We start from the raw sequence: 16,424 nt of genomic DNA, 5'->3' as shown, positions 1-16,424 counted from the left end.
CGTAGTCACCTACAACGCCCTGCCCGGTTCATCCCGTTCCAATGACGCCCGGAGTGTGGGACATCCCACGTCCCACGCGGGCGGCCGTACGGCAGTGCAACGGGTGAGACGAGTGGAGGCGGGGTGACGGTTGCCGGCCGGGACTGTGACCTCGGCGACCTCAGTCGCGGCCCGGAGTTCCCCCGCCGCGTACCGTGTCCTGCCCGTCTTCGTCCCCGTCCGGCGCCCAAGGGGGCGCGTCCGGATCGTAGTCGATGTCCTCGCTGCTCCACGAGGCCTGGACCAGATCCGTTCCCGGGACGTCACCTACGAGGTCGAAGGGATCGACGAGGTAGGCCAGCGCCGCCGCCTCGTCCTGCTGCACCGCGTCCTCGCTGAGCGTCCGCTCGTCCTCGGTCTCGTTCTCGTCGGCCGCCCGGTCCGCGATCCGCTGGAGGGCGGCTCCGGTCACCGCGTCCGGGTCGGTGATCTCGACCACCAGGTCGACCTGGAGGCGGACATACCGTGACGTCTCAGGATTGCTCATACCCGGAGCGTACGGCGGCGGTCTCCGGCGGCTTTCCCCCGACCCGCGGCTTTCACTAGCATCGGAGTACGGGGCCAACTCACCTGCGCCACAAGGGGATCGATATTCCGTGTCCGCCGCACGCCGATCGTTGCTGACCGCCACCGCCGCGGGCACTGTGCTGTGCGCCCTCTGGTTCATCCCGTCCGCGAACGCGGTACCGACGGCGGAGGAGCGCCCCCGGACCGCGGCTGCCGAGGACCCCGTGGGCGCCCCGGAAGGCCGCCTCGCGGACACCGGCGGCGTGGACACCACGCCCTATCTGGTGGGCGGCACCGTGTTCCTGGGCGTCGGCGCCGGTTTCGTCGCGTACTCGATGCGGGGGCGCACCGTAGCGGCGGAGTAAGTCGCCCTGGTCCGGGGGGAGTTCAGGGGCGGCGGCCGCGGATGCTGCGGCGTTCCCCGGCGGGTGGCGCGGAGGCGTCGGCGAGGCGGACCACCGGGTCGTCCGGGCCGTCCCGCCCGGCGACCACCGGCCGGTCCGCGCGGGCCGCCTTGGCCCGGTACTGGGCGGCGTCCGCGAGCCGGAAGAGGCGGCGGGCGGAGCGCAGCGCACCGATCGGGTCCCCGGTGGACGCCACCCCGCAGGCCACCCCCTCCCCGATGCGCAACTCCTCGGCGCGGCGGCAGAGTTCACCGGCGACCCGCACCACCTCGTCCGCCTCGGGCCCGACCGCCAGCAGGCAGAACTCGTCGCCGCCGAGCCGCGCGGCGAGCGTGCCGGGCAGCATCGCGCCGCACAACGACAATACGGAGGCGAAGCGTTCGAGCAGCCGGTCGCCGACCGCGTGCCCCTGGGTGTCGTTGACGTGCTTGAGGCCGTTGACGTCGCAGACCACGAGGCTGACCACGGTGCCCTCGACGCGGTGGAGTTCGACCGCCTCGTCGAGCCGCATATCGACGGCGCGGCGGTTGGCGACGCCGGTGAGGGCGTCGGTGAAGGCGAGTTGGCGTGCCTCCTCCAGGCGTTCGCTCTGGGCGAGTCCGGCGGCGACGACGCTGGCGAGGACGGTGGCGAAGTCCGCGTCCTCGGTGTCGAAGACGGCGGCGCCCGGTGGCCGCGCCACATACAACTCGCCCCAGGCCCGCCCGTGCAGCACGATCGGGGCGACGACGCAGCAGCCCCGGCCGCGGCGGGCCAGGGCGGCGGCGCGGCCCCGGCGGACGACGGGCGCGGTGGGGCCGGCGGTGGGGGCGGCGGCGGTCTCCACCCAGGCGCTGGGCCCGTCCCCGCCGGCCCAGCGGTCGTGCAGGAACTCCGCGATCTCCGGGAACTGGTGCACCGGGTACGACTCGTCCTCGGGGAACTCCTCCTCGTCCGGGGCGCGTTCACCGGCGTTGACCAGTACCCGCAGCCGTCCGCGGCCGCGTTCCCAGACCGACAGCGCGGCGAAGGCGGCGGTCAGCCCACGCCGGGCGCCGTCCGCGGCCGCGTGCCAGGACTCGCGCGGAGTGTGCGCCGCCGCCATCCCCTGAGCCAGGTCCACCACGGCCCGCAGCCGCACATCCTCTGCCATCACTCCAGGCTAGGGAGGTTTGCCGCATTTTGGGACATTGATACGGCGAACAGGGGTTTGCACCGGCCACCCGGCCTACCACCGTCACCCGGCCCCGGCCGTCACCCACCCGCGCACCACCAACCCCACCCGCACCAGCCGCCGACCGACGGCCGCCGCTCACCCTCCGCTCACCCCCCGTTCACCCCCCCACTCATCCGCCGTCACTCACCGGGCCACCGCGGACTGCGCTTCTCGTTGAACGCCCGTACGCCCTCGGCGCGGTCGCCGGAGAAGGCGGTGCCGCGCCAGGCCGCGTCCTCCACCTCCAGGCCGGCCCGCAGATCGAGGCCGTGGCCGAGGCGCAGCGCACGCTTGGCGGCGCGCAGTCCGACCGGCGAGTTGGCGGCGATCCGGGTGGCCAGCGCCCGTGCCTCCGCGCCGTCCCGGCCCTCGTCCACCAGCTCGTCCACCAGCCCCAGCCCGTGCGCCTCCTCGGCCGGCACCCGCCGTGCGGTGAAGACGAGTTCGGCGGCGCGCGCCGCACCCACCCGGCGCGGCAGCAACTGGGTGCCGCCGCCGCCCGGGATGACCCCGACGGACACCTCCGGCAGGCCGACCACGGCGGTGCGGTCGGCCACGATCAGGTCGCAGGACAGGGCGAGTTCGAAGCCGCCGCCGAGGGCGTAGCCGTGTACGGCGGCGACGGTGGGCACCGGGAGTTCGAGTACCGCGGTGTAGGCGGCGCGGGCCACCGGGCGCTGGCGCATCAGGTCGGCGTCGGTGAAGGAGTCGCGCTCCTTGAGGTCGGCGCCGACGCAGAAGGCCCGTTCATGGGTGGAGGCGAGCACCACGGCCCGTACCTCGCGGTCGTCCGCGAGCGCCGCGCAGGCCTCGGTGAGGGCGCGGGCCATCTCGGTGGAGACGGCGTTCATCGCCTTGGGGCGGTCCAGGGCGAGTTCCGCGACGTGGTCGTGGCGGCGCACCTCCACCAGGTCGCGGTAGCGCTGTGCGGTCATGGCTGTCTCCCCTGCCGAGCTTGTCAACGACCGTTACCGGAGCGGATCATGCCACCCGCGCCCGCCCCACGGAACGGGACGACCGGGTCAGCGGTGACTGGGAGGGTGCGCCTAGCGGCGGGTCAGCAGCCAGGGCTCGACCACGCCGAGGCCGCGCACCGGGCGCTGGTACACCGGCTGGAGCGCGAAGCGGTACACCGGGGGCGCCTCGCCCTCCTTCTCGGCGGCCGCGGCGGCCTGCGCGGCGTCCGCCTCGGAGGCCGGGGCGTCGCCGAGCCGGGTCAGCTCCTCCGCGAAGGCGCCGTCCACCAGGACCGCGTCCTTCGGCGCGATGGAGGTGAGCCGGCTGGCAAGGTTGACGGTGGTGCCGAAGACGTCTCCCATGCGGGTGGTGACGGTGCCGAAGGCGATCCCGACGCGCAGCTCCGGCATGGTCTCGTCGTTGGCCATGGTCTCTATCAGCAGCAGCGCGATCTCCGCGGCCACCGAGGCGTCGTCCGCCGCGTAGAGGACCTCGTCGCCGAGGGTCTTGATGAGCCGGCCGCCGCGGGCGGCGACCAGATCCGCCGCCGTGGTCTCGAACGCCTCGACCAGCTCGCCGAGTTCCTCCTCCTCCATCCGGCGGGTGAGCCGGGTGAAGCCGACCAGGTCCGCGAAGCCGACGGCCAGCCGCCGGTCCACCATCTCCTCGTCGTCCGCGGCCTGCACCACCCGCCCGGTGGCCGCGGCCAACTGCCGCCGCCACACATAGACCAGGAACTCCTCCAGCTCCGGCAGCAGCAGCTCCACCAGCGGATAGGTGACCTCGGTACGGGTCATCCCGGGCTCCGGGGGCTCGGTGAGGCCCTCCAGGAAGGAGTCGATCTGCCACTCGGCGAGCCGGGCCGTGGTCTGGCCGGTGGAGCGGGCCACCTGCACCGCCATCGCCTCACTGAGCAGGCCCGCCTCCACCAGACCCGCGAGCCGGCGCAGCGCCAGTACGTCCGCCTCGGTGAGCGCCTTGGCCTGGCCGATGTCCGCGAAGCCCATCGCACGCCAGAAGCGGGAGGCCAGCTCCATGGAGACGCCGGCGCTGCGGGCCGCCTGGAAGGGGGTGTAGCGGCGTTCCGCGCCGAGGATGAGGCCCTCCAGGCGCAGCGCCAGCGGATCGTCCTCCTCGCCGGGCTCCGCGACGAGGTCCGGGTCGGGCGGCTCGCCCGGCGCGGGGGCCGGGTCCCGGGACTCGTCGGGCTCCGCGGCGGCCGCACCGGGCGGGCGGCCCGGCGGCCCGTCCTCCGGGCGGCCGCCCGAGGCCCCCGTACCGGAGCCCGAGTCGTCGACGGTCACGCCTGCTGCCCTTCCGATCTGCCGCGGTCAGGTGCGAACAGGTCCCCACTCTACTGAGCCCGGCCGCACCCCGGCGGTGTCGTTCGCTTCGCCGCCCGGGGCACACAGTACGACAGCGGGGGTCAGGCTCACCGCCCCGCAGAAGGGCCGGCCGGCCGCAGATGGACGATGTCACCTGCACCGACGGGCTGCTGCACACCGTCCTCGGTGGCGATCACCAGCCGCCCGTCCCCGTCCACGGCGACCGCCTCGCCGGTGAGGAACCGGTCGCCCGGCAGCTCGGCGCGCACCCGGCGGCCGAGGGTGGCGCAGCCCGCGGCGTAGGTGTCCAGCAGTCCGCAGGCGGCCGGATCGCCGTCCGCCGTCCGCCACTTCCCGTACCAGCTCTCCAGGGAGCGCAGGATGGCGCGGAGCAGCGGGTCGCGGTCGGTGAGGGCGGCGCCGGCCAGGGCGAGGGAGGCGGCGGTGGGCACCGGGAGTTCCTCGGCGCGCAGGCTGACGTTGAGGCCGATACCGAGGACGACGGCGGCCCGCTCGCCGTGCCCGGCGCGCTCGGCGAGGATGCCGGCGGCCTTGCGCTCCTGGCCGTCGACGGTGACCAGGAGGTCGTTGGGCCACTTGAGTGCGGTGTCCACGCCGGCGGTACGGGACAGCGCGGTGGCGGTGGCGACCCCGGCCAGCAGCGGCAGCCAGCCGAGCCGCTCCACGGGCACCGCGGGCCGCAGCAGTACGGAGAAGAAGATGCCGGAGCGGGGCGGGGCGCTCCAGCCCCGGTCGAGGCGGCCGCGTCCGCTGGTCTGCTCCTCGGCGACGAGTACGGCGCCCTCTTCCAGGGTGTCCGCGCGGGCCGCCAGGTCGGAATTGGTGGATCCGGTCTGGGCGGTCACCTCCAGGGAGGTCCAGAGCCGGCCGGGCCGGACCAGGGCGCGGCGCAGCGCGGCCGCCCGCAGCGGCGGCCGCTCCAGATCGGACCAGCGGCCGGCGTTGTCGTCGTGTGCGTCGGACGGCGTCATGCCGGCAACCCTATTGCCGTGGCAATAGCTGGCCGGGCGAGGTGACCGGCTGCCGTCCAGCGCCCGGCGGTGTGGCAAACGACGCACTGCGCCGCCGTATCCGCGCCGATACGCTACGAGTCGGTAGCCGGTCGCGGCCCCGGTCCGAGTACCGGAACGCGGCCCGGCTGCCGTACGCACCCCGTCGCACGCACCGATGAGCAGCCAGGGAGCCACGTCCCGATGTCCGAGCCGGAAGAGCGCCAGGTCGATCAGCAGGGCGAGATCGACATCCACACCACCGCCGGCAAGCTGGCGGATCTCCAGCACAGGATCGAGGAGGCGACGCACGCCGGGTCGGCCCGCGCGGTCGAGAAGCAGCACGCCAAGGGCAAGCTGACGGCGCGTGAGCGGATCCAACTCCTGCTGGACGAGGGCTCGTTCGTGGAGCTGGACGAGTTCGCCCAGCACCGCTCCACGGACTTCGGCATGGAGAAGAACCGCCCCTACGGCGACGGCGTCGTCACCGGCTACGGCACCGTCGACGGCCGCCCGGTGGCCGTCTTCTCGCAGGACTTCACCGTCTTCGGCGGCGCCCTCGGCGAGGTCTTCGGCCAGAAGATCAGCAAGGTGATGGACTTCGCGCTGAAGACCGGCTGCCCCGTCATCGGCATCAACGACTCCGGCGGCGCCCGTATCCAGGAGGGCGTCAGCGCGCTCGGCATGTACGGCGAGATCTTCCGCCGCAACACCCATGCCTCCGGCGTCATCCCGCAGATCAGCCTGATCGTCGGCCCCTGCGCGGGCGGCGCGGTCTACTCGCCGGCCATCACCGACTTCACCGTCATGGTCGACCAGACGTCCCACATGTTCATCACCGGTCCCGACGTCATCAAGACCGTCACCGGTGAGGACGTCGGGATGGAGGAGCTGGGCGGCGCCCGCACCCACAACACGGCCTCCGGCGTCGCGCACCACATGGCGGGCGACGAGAAGGACGCGGTCGAATACGTCAAGTCCCTGCTCTCGTACCTGCCTTCGAACAATCTGAGCGAGCCGCCCGCCTTCCCGCAGGAGGCCGATCTGGCGGTCAGCGACGACGACCGCGAGCTGGACACCATCGTCCCGGACAGCGCCAACCAGCCGTACGACATCCGCAATGTGGTCGAACACGTCCTGGACGACCAGGAGTTCTTCGAGACGCAGCCGATGTTCGCGCCGAACATCACCACCGGGTTCGGCCGGGTCGAGGGGCATCCGGTGGGGATCGTCGCCAACCAGCCGATGCAGTTCGCCGGTTGCCTGGACATCGGCGCCAGCGAGAAGGCCGCCCGCTTCGTGCGCACCTGCGACGCCTTCAACGTGCCGGTGCTCACCTTCGTCGACGTGCCCGGCTTCCTGCCCGGCGTCGACCAGGAGCACACCGGCATCATCCGCCGCGGCGCCAAGCTGATCTTCGCGTACGCCGAGGCCACCGTCCCGCTGATCACCGTCATCACCCGCAAGGCCTTCGGCGGCGCCTACGACGTGATGGGCTCCAAGCACCTCGGCGCCGACCTCAACCTGGCCTGGCCCACCGCCCAGATCGCCGTGATGGGCGCCCAGGGCGCCGTCAACATCCTGCACCGCCGCACCATCGCCGCCGCCCCCGAGGTGGAGCAGGCCGCCCTGCGCGAGAAGCTCATCCAGGAGTACGAGGACACCCTCCTCAACCCGTATGCGGCGGCCGAGCGCGGGTATATCGACGCCGTGATCATGCCGTCCGAGACCCGCCGCCATATCGTTCGCGGGCTGCGCCAGTTGCGCACCAAGCGGGAGAACCTCCCGCCCAAGAAGCACGGCAACATCCCGCTCTAGGAGCCCAGATGATCAAGGTCGTACGGGGCAATCCGACCCCGGAAGAGCTGGCCGCGGCGCTCGCCGTGGTCCGCGCCCGGGCCGCCGCACTGGCCACCGGCGCCACCGGGGAGGCGCCCCCGCCCGGCTCCGCCTGGTCGGACCCGGCCCGCGTCGCCCACGCCAACCTCCCCTCCCCCGGCCCCCGTTCCTGGGTCCGCACCTACTGGCCGGTGTGAGGGCCGGCAGGTTAGGCCGTGTCGTTTGGATCTCCGTGGAGGAAGGAGCGGGTCCATGGGGGTGCCCCCTGCTCGAACGGAGTTGAGAGCTTGGGGGAGCGTGCTCTCGGTGTGCCGGCCGGACTCCCTCGTACTGGACGTACTTGGGTGTTCGGCCGGTGCAGCGAGTGGGGGCACCTCCCAGCGGTAGCTGGGGGAGCGTGCCAGGACCCGCGACGCCACGGAGATCCAAACGACACGGCCTGAGTACGGGTACTCAGGCGCGGGGGCGGCCCGGGGCCCGAGGATCGAGGGCATGTTGTGGTCCGATCCGGAGAACGAGCCGCCCGAGGAGATGCGCGACACCCAGGCGATGCTGCGCCGCGCGGGCCTGTTACTGGCCCTGGCCATGGTGCTGGCCATGATCGTCCTGGGCGTCCGCTGACCCGGACCGTGCCCGGTGGCCGCGTCCCGAGCGCCCCGGCTGCCCGGTGGCGGCGGGGCATGGCCGGCGCCGATACGCTGGCCGCCATGAGTGATCAACGCCGCCTGGTACTCGCCTCGAAGTCCCCCGCCCGGCTCGCCCTGCTCCGGCAGGCCGGGCTGGCCCCGGACGTCGTCGTCAGCGGAGTCGACGAGGAGGCGATCAGCGCGCCCACCCCGGCCGAGCTGGCCCTGGCGCTGGCTCAGGCGAAGGCCTCGGTGGTCGCCGCCCGCCCGGACGTGGTGCGCAGCGGCGCCCTGGTGGTGGGCTGCGACTCGGTGCTCGATCTGGACGGCCACGCCCTCGGCAAGCCCGCCGACGCCGCCGAGGCCACCGCCCGCTGGCAGGCCATGCGCGGCCGCAGCGGCACCCTCCAGACCGGGCACTGCGTCTACGACACCGTGACCGGCCACCACGCCAAGGCGACCGCGTCCACCGTGGTCCGGTTCGGCGAGCCCAGCGACGCGGAGATCGCCGCCTATGTGGCGACCGGTGAACCGCTGTATGTGGCGGGCGCGTTCACCCTGGACGGCCGGTCGGGACCGTTCATCGAGGGTATCGACGGCGACCACGGTAACGTACTGGGCCTCTCGCTGCCGCTGCTGCGCCGGCTGCTGGCCGAACTGGGCGTGGGCATCACGGAGTTGTGGGCGCCCTGAGCGCCCGTCGGGCCAACTGCCGCCCGTCTCAGGCGAGTTGCGGAGCCCCACCGTCCGCGGGGCCGCCGTCCTTGCCGGCGGGGGCCGGGGCGGGCGCGCGGTCGAAGGCGACCAGGCTGAGCACGATCAGCCCCAGGACCACCATCATCAGCAGGAACGCCAGCCAGCCCACCAGGCCGATGCTGAACGCGCCCAGCATCCCGTGCACCACCGCCGCGCTGATCAGCAGGATCCGCCCGAAGCCGCCCGGCGCCCGGTCCCGTGCCGAGGCGATCAGCAGGACCGCCCCGTTGAGCGCCAGATAGAGGCCGAAGGCCAGGCCGGCGATCCAGGTGGAGACGGACATGGTGCGCGGATCGAGCCCGGCCAGCGACATGTCCTGCCGGTCCACCACCAGACTCAGGAACCAGTTCAGCAGCGCGACGCCGAACGCCTCCACGAAGAGCACCACCGCGGCCACCAGCGCCACCGGTCTGCGTGCCACCCCACCCACCCCACCTTCGGTTACCCCAAGTACGAACGACCCCGCACGCTACTAACGGGTAAAGCGCGGCGACAAGGGGGTGCGCAGCCACTGTCCACACCCGCCACCGGACCCTGCCGGACGGAGGCGCCGCGCCGCAAAGAAACTTTCCACCACTAGTAGGGATTCCACAAAAAATCGGGTGCCACCAACGGGGCCAACGGACAGAGACCCTGACCGCACGTCGGGGTTAAGGTGACCGCAGGACGGTCCGAGACACCCCGTCCGGCCTCGGAGACACCAGGGTTCGAGCCTTTCGACCAGAACTCGCCTCACGCTCCGTGCAGGGAAGGTCACTCTCAAGTGCGGGTCCTGAGCCCGTGTCGGCATTCCCTAAACTCGGCGTGTTGCAGCGAAGTCTTCGGCACGATGATCAGCGGGGGCCCCGCTCGGGTACATCCGGCCGGGGGTCCGGGGGTGCATTCCGCCGGATGAACAAGCAGGGAAGGAGCCATCGTGCGCAAGGTGCTCATCGCCAACCGCGGCGAGATCGCTGTCCGAGTGGCCCGGGCGTGCCGGGACGCGGGCATCGCAAGCGTTGCCGTATACGCGGAACCGGACCGGGACTCGGTGCATGTACGGGCCGCGGACGAGGCGTTCGCACTGGGAGGTGACACCCCGGCGACGAGCTACCTGGACATGGCGAAGGTCCTCCAGGCCGCGGCCGACTCGGGTGCGGACGCGGTCCACCCGGGCTACGGATTCCTCTCCGAGAACGCCGAGTTCGCCCAGGCCGTCCTCGACGCGGGCCTGACCTGGATCGGCCCGCCGCCGCACGCCATCCGCGACCTGGGCGACAAGGTCGCCGCCCGGCACATCGCGCAGCGGGCCGGCGCGCCCCTGGTCGCCGGCACCCCGGATCCGGTCGGCGGCGCCGACGAGGTCGTCGCGTTCGCCGAGGAGCACGGGCTGCCCATCGCCATCAAGGCGGCGTTCGGCGGCGGCGGCCGCGGCCTCAAGGTCGCCCGCACCCTCGAAGAGGTCCCCGAGCTGTACGAGTCGGCGGTGCGCGAGGCGGTCGCCGCCTTCGGCCGCGGCGAGTGCTTCGTGGAGCGCTACCTGGACCGCCCGCGTCACGTCGAGACCCAGTGCCTCGCCGACAAGCACGGGAACGTCGTGGTGGTCTCCACCCGCGACTGCTCCCTCCAGCGCCGCCACCAGAAGCTGGTGGAGGAGGCGCCCGCGCCGTTCCTCTCCGCCGAGCAGAACGCCGAGCTGTACCGCGCCTCCAAGGCCATCCTCAAGGAGGCCGGCTACGAGGGCGCCGGCACCTGCGAGTTCCTCGTCGGCCAGGACGGCACCATCTCCTTCCTTGAGGTCAACACCCGCCTCCAGGTGGAGCACCCGGTCACCGAGGAGGTCACCGGCCTCGACCTGGTCCGCGAGATGTTCCGCATCGCCGACGGCGAGGAGCTGGGCTACGACGACCCGGCGGTACGCGGCCACTCCTTCGAGTTCCGCATCAACGGCGAGGACCCGGGCCGCGGCTTCCTGCCCGCCCCCGGCACCGTCAGCCTCTTCGCCCCGCCGTCCGGCCCCGGTGTGCGCCTGGACGCCGGAGTGGAGTCCGGCTCGGTCATCGGCCCCGCCTGGGACTCGCTGCTCGCCAAGCTCGTCGTCACCGGCGCCACCCGTGAGCAGGCCCTCCAGCGCGCCTCCCGGGCGCTGGAGGAGTTCACCGTGGAGGGCATGGCCACCGCGATCCCGTTCCACCGCACCGTGGTGCGGGATGCGGCCTTCGCTCCCGAACTCACCGGCTCCGCCGAGCCGTTCACCGTCCACACCCGGTGGATCGAGACCGAGTTCGAGAACGACATCAAGCCGTTCGCGGCCCCCGCCGAGAGCGAGTCCGAGGACGAGCCCGGCCGGGAGACCGTGGTGGTCGAGGTCGGCGGGAAGCGCCTGGAGGTCTCGCTGCCGTCGTCGCTCGGGATGTCGCTGGCCCGCAGCGGTCTGGCCGCGGGCGCCAAGCCCAAGCGCCGCGCCGTCAGGAAGTCCGGCCCCGCCGCCTCCGGTGACACCCTCGCCTCCCCGATGCAGGGCACCATCGTCAAGATCGCGGTGGAGGAGGGCCAGGAGGTCAAGGAGGGCGACCTGATCGTCGTCCTGGAGGCCATGAAGATGGAGCAGCCTCTAAACGCGCACCGCTCCGGCATCGTCAAGGGCCTCACCGCCGAGGTCGGCGCCTCCCTCACCTCCGGCGCCGCCATCTGCGAGATCAAGGACTGAGGCAGCCCCCGTCGGGGGGGGCGCGCCCCCCGGGGCCACCCCGGGGGGGGCCCCCGCGGGGGCGGGGGCGGGGGGCCGGGGCGCCCCCGGGCCCCGCGCCGGGAGGGGGGGGGGGCGGGGGGTGGGGGCCGGCCGGCCCCTTGTGCTATATCCCGGCGGGCGCCCCCCCGGGGGGGGGGCCCGGCCCCCCTGGCACCCCGGGGGCCCGCCCCCGCGGCCGTGCCGGTACCGTGGCACTGGCGCACGCAGGCCGCCGTACCGGGAAGGAGGCGGGCCGAGATGAGCGAGCAGACCGTCCCCGACACCCGCAGGCGCCGCGCCGACGCCCGGCGCAACCACGCCCGCCTGCTGGCCGAGGCCCGGGCCGCCTTCGCCGAGCACGGCACCGGCACCTCCCTGGAGGACGTGGCCCGCCGCGCCGGAGTCGGCATCGGCACCCTCTACCGGCACTTCCCCACCCGGCACGCCCTGATGAGCGCCGTCTTCGAGGACGCGGTCCGCGATCTGCTGGACCGCTCCCGGGCCCTGCTGGACGCCCCCGCCCCCTGCGAGGCGCTGGTCACCTGGCTACGGGCGCTGATAGCGCACGCGGGTGCGTACCGCGGTCTGTCCCGCGCCCTCATGTCGGCCTCGCAGGACGAGAGTTCGGCCCTGGCGCGGTGCAGCGCCCCGATGCGGGAGGCGGGCGGCGCCCTCCTGGCCCGCGCCCAGCGGGCCGGAGCCGTCCGCGAGGACGTGGCCATCGCGGACCTGCTGCAACTGACCAACGCCATCGCCCTGGCCGCCGAGGAGACCCCCGACGACCCGCTGCTGGCGGACCGCCTGCTCACCCTCACCCTGCGCGGCCTGGCCGCCGCCCACTGACCCGCCGCACGGGACCCGCCGCCGAACTCCCTCCCACCGGACGGAAGTTCAACGACCACCGGCGTCCCGTCGGCGGCTCACCGGCGTCTGAGGTCCGCGACCCGAGTCCGATCCGCAGACGACTGCTCGTTGCCCAGGACCGCCGCTCCACGCATCGGGGCGCTGCCCGAGACCTGGCGGCGGGGACCCGGCAGCGGCATCTCACGGCGCGGTCTGCGGGGCTGCTCGGCGGCCGCCGCCGACTCCCCCGCCACCGCGATCTCCACGCCCTGGTCGGCCAGGGCCTGGAGTTCGGCGGCGGCCCGTTCGTCGTGCGCGGGCGGCTCGTCGGTCACCAGGCGGGTGATGACATCGGTGGGCACCGTCTGGAACATGGTGTCGGTGCCGAGCTTGCCGTGGTCGGCGAGGACCACCACCTCGGCCGCCGCCTGCACCAGCGCCCGATCGACGCTGGCGGAGAGCATGTTGGAGGTGGAGAGGCCGCGCTCCGCGGTCAGCCCGCTGCCCGACAGGAAGGCACGGGAGACCCGCAGCCCCTGGAGGGACTGCTCCGCTCCGCTGCCCACCAGCGCGTAGTTGGAGCCGCGCAGGGTGCCGCCGGTCATCACCACCTCCACGCGGTTGGCATGGGCCAACGCCTGGGCGACCAGCAGGGAGTTGGTGACGACGGTCAGGCCGGGCACTCTCGCCAGCCGGCGGGCCAGTTCCTGGGTGGTGGTACCCGCGCCCACCACGACCGCCTCGCCCTCCTGCACGAGGCCCGCGGCGAGATCGGCGATGGCGGTCTTCTCCGCCGTGGCCAGATGGGATTTCTGCGGGAAGCCGGATTCGCGGGTGAATCCGCCCGGTAGTACCGCACCGCCGTGCCGGCGGTCGAGGAGCCCTTCCGCCTCCAGCGCGCGCACGTCCCGCCGTACGGTCACTTCTGAGGTCTGGACGACGCGGGCGAGCTCACGGAGCGAAACCGCCCCGTTGGCCCGCACCATTTCGAGGATCAATTGACGACGTTCTGCAGCGAACACAGAACAGACAGTAACGCGGGCGACCGACTGCGTTCAGCTCTTTGCACCGGATAACCGATATTGTCCGCACCCGCCCCCGTGAAGTGGTATACGGGGTCAACTGCCGTCGTTCGTCTTGCGGGTGTGCAGTTGCCGCGCCACCTCCGCGATGGAACCGGAGAGCGACGGATAGACCGTGAAGGCGTTGGCGATCTGCTCCACGGTGAGGTTGTTGTCCACCGCCAGCGAGATCGGGTGGATCAGCTCGGAGGCGCGCGGCGAGACCACCACACCGCCGACCACGATCCCGGTACCGGGCCGGCAGAAGATCTTGACGAAGCCGTCCCGGATGCCCTGCATCTTGGCCCGCGGATTGCGCAGCAAGGGCAGCTTCACCACCCGGGCGTCGATCTTCCCGCCGTCCACATCGGCCTGGCTGTAGCCGACGGTGGCGATCTCCGGGTCGGTGAAGACGTTCGAGGACACCGTCTTCAGATTCAGCGGCGCCACCGCGTCACCCAGGAAGTGGTACATCGCGATCCGGCCCTGCATCGCCGCCACCGAGGCCAGCGCGAAGATCCCGGTGACATCGCCGGCCGCGTACACCCCGGGCGCCGAGGTGCGCGAGACCTTGTCCGTCCGGACGTGCCCGGAGTCCTGCAACCGCACCCCGGCCTCCTCCAGGCCCATCCCGGAGGTGTTGGGGATGGCGCCGACCGCCATCAGGCAGTGCGTGCCGCTGATGACCCGCCCGTCCGACAGGGTCACCTCCACCCGGTCCCCGACGCGCTTCGCGGACTGCGCCCTGGTCCGGGACATCACGTTCATCCCGCGGCGCCGGAAGACGTCCTCCAGTACGGCCGCCGCGTCCGGGTCCTCGCCCGGCAGCACCCGCTCCCGGCTGGAGACCAGCGTCACCCGCGAGCCCAACGCCTGGTAGGCGCCCGCGAATTCGGCACCGGTGACACCGGAGCCGACCACGATCAGCTCCCGCGGCAGCTCGTCCAGGTCGTACACCTGGGTCCAGTTGAGGATGCGCTCGCCGTCCGGCCGGGCGTCCGGCAGCTCCCTCGGGTGGGCGCCGGTGGCGATCAGCACCGCGTCCGCGGTCAGCGTCTCCTCGCTGCCGTCGGCCGCGGTCACCACCACCGTCCGCGACCCGTCCGCCGCCTGGCGCCCGCTCAGCCGGCCGCGGCCCCGCCGCACCCGCGCCCCGGCCCGGGTCACCGAGGCCGCGATGTCGTGCGACTGGGCCAGCGCGAGGCGCTTCACCCGCCGGTTCACCTTGCCCAGATCCACCCCGACGACCCGGGCGGCCTGCTCCAGCGGCGGGGTGTCATCGGCCACGATGATCCCCAACTCCTCGTAGGAGGAGTCGAAAGTCGTCATCACCTCGGCCGTCGCGATGAGCGTCTTCGACGGCACGCAGTCGGTAAGCACCGACGCACCGCCCAGACCGTCGCAGTCCACGACGGTCACCTCCGCGCCCAACTGGGCCGCCACCAGGGCCGCCTCGTATCCGCCGGGTCCACCACCGATGATCACGATCCGAGTCACGTACTCCATTGTCCCGCACCCTTCACCCTGGTTCGCCCCGGGGGTTCCCCGTCCCTGCCGTACCCTCGAACCCATGTCGCTCTACGCCGCGTACGCCGGCAATCTCGACGCGCGGCTCATGTCCCGCCGCGCACCGCACTCGCCGCTGCGCGCCACCGGCTGGCTGAGCGGCTGGCGCCTCACCTTCGGCGGCGAGCACATGGGCTGGGAAGGCTCCCTCGCCACCATCGCCGAAGCCCCGCGCTCCCAGGTCTTCGTCGCGCTGTACGACATAGCGCCCCTGGACGAGGACTCCATGGACCGCTGGGAGGGCGTCGGCCTCGACATCTACCGCCGGATGCGGGTGCGGGTCCACACCCTCGAAGGCGACGAACCAGCCTGGGCCTACGTCCTCAACGGCTACGAGGGCGGCCTGCCCTCCGCGCGCTACCTCGGCGAGATCGCCGACGCCGCCGAATCCGCGGGCGCTCCGCACGACTATGTGACAGAACTCCGCAAGCGCCCCCGCTGATCTGTCGGAAACGACAACACAACGATCGCAATCCCGTTCCCTCCGTCATCTACGCGCGTAGGCAAAGAGCGGCTACTCTCACCCGGGTGAACGCATCTCTACTTCCGGACAACCAGGGCGACCCGTACGCCGCCGCAGCCGACGCCGCCGTCCGCCTGCGCGAGCTGACCGGCGCCGACACCCACGATGTCGCGCTGGTCATGGGCTCCGGCTGGGCCCCCGCGGTCGACGCCCTAGGCGCCCCCGAGCACGAGTTCGCCGTCACCGAACTCCCCGGCTTCCCGCCGCCCGCCGTCGAGGGCCACGGCGGTCGGATCCGCTCGTACCGCCTGGGCGAGAAGCGCGCACTGGTCTTCCTCGGCCGCACCCACTACTACGAGGGCCGCGGCGTCGCCTCCGTGGCCCACGGCGTCCGCACCGCGGCCGCCGCCGGCGTGAAGACCGTCGTCCTCACCAACGGCTGCGGCGGCCTCCGCGAGGGGATGCGCCCCGGCCAGCCCGTCCTCATCAGCGACCACCTCAACCTCACCGGCGCCTCCCCCATCGTCGGCGCCAACTTCGTGGACCTCACCGACCTGTACTCCCCGCGGCTGCGCACCCTCTGCCGGGAAACCGACGCCACCCTCGAAGAGGGCGTCTACGCACAGTTCCCCGGCCCGCACTACGAGACGCCCGCGGAGATCCGCATGGCCCGCACCCTCGGCGCGGACCTCGTCGGCATGTCCACCGTCCTGGAGGCGATCGCCGCCCGCGAGGCCGGCCTGGAGATCCTGGGCATCTCCCTGGTGACCAACCTCGCCGCCGGCATGACCGGCGCCCCCCTCAACCACGAGGAAGTCCTCCAAGCAGGCCGCGACTCCGCCACCCGCATGGGCACCCTCCTCACCCGAGTACTCCCCCGCATCTAGCCCCGCCCCAAAAGGGCGCACCCGAGCACGGGAAAGCCGAAAACGCACCGGAGGGGGTGTGGGGGGATGTGCGCCCGCAGGAGCCGGTGCAAGTTCCGCGTACCGGACGTCCAACGTTCACGTACCGGCTCCGAGGACGGACATCCCCCCACACCCCCGGCCCCCGCCACCGGGGGGCCGGGCGGGGCGGGGGGGGGGCCGCCCCCGGCCCCGCCCCCGCACGCGGCCCCCCGCCC

17 protein-coding genes are annotated in these 16,424 nt (G+C 73.0%); 9 read left to right on the top strand and 8 right to left on the bottom strand.

Annotated elements, in window-relative coordinates:
• Positions 1-160: 160 nt before the first annotated feature.
• Entirely contained in the window at positions 161-526 is a 366-nt protein-coding gene (locus ACFVST_RS10235) for a hypothetical protein (protein WP_390148800.1), read from the bottom strand.
• 109 nt (positions 527-635) lie between these two features.
• Here ACFVST_RS10235 and ACFVST_RS10230 point away from each other — a divergent pair, with 109 nt between their 5' ends.
• A complete protein-coding gene (locus tag ACFVST_RS10230; protein ID WP_390148798.1) occupies positions 636-911 on the top strand; it encodes a hypothetical protein in 276 nt (91 codons plus the stop codon).
• A gap of 22 nt (positions 912-933) precedes the next feature.
• Here ACFVST_RS10230 and ACFVST_RS10225 read toward each other — a convergent pair whose 3' ends face one another.
• The 4 genes from ACFVST_RS10225 to ACFVST_RS10210 form a co-directional block, all read right to left on the bottom strand.
• Positions 934-2,082 (bottom strand): diguanylate cyclase domain-containing protein, encoded by a 1,149-nt coding sequence (locus ACFVST_RS10225; RefSeq protein ID WP_390148796.1) that lies wholly within the window; start codon positions 2,080-2,082, stop codon positions 934-936.
• 203 nt (positions 2,083-2,285) lie between these two features.
• Positions 2,286-3,080: an enoyl-CoA hydratase/isomerase family protein gene (locus ACFVST_RS10220; protein ID WP_390148794.1), complete on the bottom strand. Its 795-nt coding sequence runs from the start codon at positions 3,078-3,080 to the stop codon at positions 2,286-2,288.
• A 111-nt stretch (positions 3,081-3,191) separates the two neighbouring features.
• Complete coding sequence (locus ACFVST_RS10215) at positions 3,192-4,406, bottom strand: adenylate/guanylate cyclase domain-containing protein (RefSeq protein ID WP_390148793.1); 1,215 nt, start codon at positions 4,404-4,406, stop codon at positions 3,192-3,194.
• Positions 4,407-4,534: 128 nt separating this feature from the next.
• A complete protein-coding gene (locus ACFVST_RS10210) occupies positions 4,535-5,419 on the bottom strand; it encodes a biotin--[acetyl-CoA-carboxylase] ligase (RefSeq protein WP_390148792.1) in 885 nt (294 codons plus the stop codon).
• A gap of 222 nt (positions 5,420-5,641) precedes the next feature.
• On the opposite strand from ACFVST_RS10210, the gene ACFVST_RS10205 reads away from it, so the two are divergent.
• The 4 genes from ACFVST_RS10205 (at position 5,642) to ACFVST_RS10190 (ending at position 8,595) form a co-directional block, all read left to right on the top strand.
• A complete protein-coding gene (locus ACFVST_RS10205) occupies positions 5,642-7,255 on the top strand; it encodes an acyl-CoA carboxylase subunit beta (RefSeq protein WP_390148791.1) in 1,614 nt (537 codons plus the stop codon).
• Positions 7,256-7,263: 8 nt separating this feature from the next.
• Positions 7,264-7,473 carry an acyl-CoA carboxylase epsilon subunit gene (locus tag ACFVST_RS10200; protein WP_390148790.1) on the top strand — a complete coding sequence of 70 codons (210 nt, stop codon included), beginning with the start codon at positions 7,264-7,266 and terminating at the stop codon, positions 7,471-7,473.
• Between the two features lie 295 nt (positions 7,474-7,768).
• On the top strand, positions 7,769-7,897 hold the full coding sequence (mmpB, locus tag ACFVST_RS10195; protein ID WP_390148789.1) for a morphogenic membrane protein MmpB: 129 nt from the start codon (positions 7,769-7,771) through the stop codon (positions 7,895-7,897).
• Positions 7,898-7,983: 86 nt separating this feature from the next.
• A complete protein-coding gene (locus tag ACFVST_RS10190; RefSeq protein ID WP_390148788.1) occupies positions 7,984-8,595 on the top strand; it encodes a Maf family protein in 612 nt (203 codons plus the stop codon).
• A 28-nt stretch (positions 8,596-8,623) separates the two neighbouring features.
• Here ACFVST_RS10190 and ACFVST_RS10185 read toward each other — a convergent pair whose 3' ends face one another.
• Entirely contained in the window at positions 8,624-9,088 is a 465-nt protein-coding gene (locus ACFVST_RS10185) for a hypothetical protein (protein ID WP_390148787.1), read from the bottom strand.
• A 486-nt stretch (positions 9,089-9,574) separates the two neighbouring features.
• On the opposite strand from ACFVST_RS10185, the gene ACFVST_RS10180 reads away from it, so the two are divergent.
• On the top strand, positions 9,575-11,347 hold the full coding sequence (locus tag ACFVST_RS10180; RefSeq protein ID WP_390148785.1) for an acetyl/propionyl/methylcrotonyl-CoA carboxylase subunit alpha: 1,773 nt from the start codon (positions 9,575-9,577) through the stop codon (positions 11,345-11,347).
• A gap of 279 nt (positions 11,348-11,626) precedes the next feature.
• Positions 11,627-12,211 carry a TetR/AcrR family transcriptional regulator gene (locus ACFVST_RS10175; RefSeq protein WP_390148783.1) on the top strand — a complete coding sequence of 195 codons (585 nt, stop codon included), beginning with the start codon at positions 11,627-11,629 and terminating at the stop codon, positions 12,209-12,211.
• Positions 12,212-12,288: 77 nt separating this feature from the next.
• Here ACFVST_RS10175 and ACFVST_RS10170 read toward each other — a convergent pair whose 3' ends face one another.
• Together ACFVST_RS10170 and ACFVST_RS10165 are read right to left on the bottom strand one after the other, a co-directional pair.
• Positions 12,289-13,233, bottom strand: a complete 945-nt coding sequence (locus tag ACFVST_RS10170) for a DeoR/GlpR family DNA-binding transcription regulator (RefSeq protein ID WP_390148782.1) — start codon at positions 13,231-13,233, stop codon at positions 12,289-12,291.
• A gap of 96 nt (positions 13,234-13,329) precedes the next feature.
• Positions 13,330-14,778, bottom strand: coding sequence for an NAD(P)H-quinone dehydrogenase (locus tag ACFVST_RS10165; protein ID WP_390148780.1), 1,449 nt, complete (start codon positions 14,776-14,778; stop codon positions 13,330-13,332).
• A gap of 64 nt (positions 14,779-14,842) precedes the next feature.
• Here ACFVST_RS10165 and ACFVST_RS10160 point away from each other — a divergent pair, with 64 nt between their 5' ends.
• Both ACFVST_RS10160 and ACFVST_RS10155 read left to right on the top strand, forming a co-directional pair.
• Positions 14,843-15,280, top strand: a complete 438-nt coding sequence (locus ACFVST_RS10160; RefSeq protein WP_390148778.1) for a gamma-glutamylcyclotransferase — start codon at positions 14,843-14,845, stop codon at positions 15,278-15,280.
• Between the two features lie 86 nt (positions 15,281-15,366).
• On the top strand, positions 15,367-16,188 hold the full coding sequence (locus tag ACFVST_RS10155) for a purine-nucleoside phosphorylase (protein WP_390148776.1): 822 nt from the start codon (positions 15,367-15,369) through the stop codon (positions 16,186-16,188).
• The last annotated feature ends 236 nt before the right edge of the window (positions 16,189-16,424 follow it).

The sequence above is a fragment of the Streptomyces sp. NPDC058045 genome (assembly GCF_042885635.1).
Taxonomy (GTDB): domain Bacteria; phylum Actinomycetota; class Actinomycetes; order Streptomycetales; family Streptomycetaceae; genus Streptomyces.
Note: the sequence above shows the minus strand (reverse complement) of the source record. Positions and strands in the feature narration are given on the sequence as shown.

Excerpts from the sequence above, each read along its gene's own strand:
- ACFVST_RS10160 (WP_390148778.1), top strand. The coding sequence starts at position 14,843 with ATGTCGCTCTACGCCGCGTACGCCGGCAATCTCGACGCGCGGCTCATG.
- ACFVST_RS10225 (WP_390148796.1), bottom strand. The coding sequence starts at position 2,082 with ATGGCAGAGGATGTGCGGCTGCGGGCCGTGGTGGACCTGGCTCAGGGG.
- ACFVST_RS10165 (WP_390148780.1), bottom strand. The coding sequence starts at position 14,778 with ATGGAGTACGTGACTCGGATCGTGATCATCGGTGGTGGACCCGGCGGA.
- ACFVST_RS10200 (WP_390148790.1), top strand. The coding sequence starts at position 7,264 with ATGATCAAGGTCGTACGGGGCAATCCGACCCCGGAAGAGCTGGCCGCG.
- ACFVST_RS10205 (WP_390148791.1), top strand. The coding sequence starts at position 5,642 with ATGTCCGAGCCGGAAGAGCGCCAGGTCGATCAGCAGGGCGAGATCGAC.
- ACFVST_RS10175 (WP_390148783.1), top strand. The coding sequence starts at position 11,627 with ATGAGCGAGCAGACCGTCCCCGACACCCGCAGGCGCCGCGCCGACGCC.
- mmpB (WP_390148789.1), top strand. The coding sequence starts at position 7,769 with ATGTTGTGGTCCGATCCGGAGAACGAGCCGCCCGAGGAGATGCGCGAC.
- ACFVST_RS10210 (WP_390148792.1), bottom strand. The coding sequence starts at position 5,419 with ATGACGCCGTCCGACGCACACGACGACAACGCCGGCCGCTGGTCCGAT.
- ACFVST_RS10235 (WP_390148800.1), bottom strand. The coding sequence starts at position 526 with ATGAGCAATCCTGAGACGTCACGGTATGTCCGCCTCCAGGTCGACCTG.
- ACFVST_RS10220 (WP_390148794.1), bottom strand. The coding sequence starts at position 3,080 with ATGACCGCACAGCGCTACCGCGACCTGGTGGAGGTGCGCCGCCACGAC.
- ACFVST_RS10190 (WP_390148788.1), top strand. The coding sequence starts at position 7,984 with ATGAGTGATCAACGCCGCCTGGTACTCGCCTCGAAGTCCCCCGCCCGG.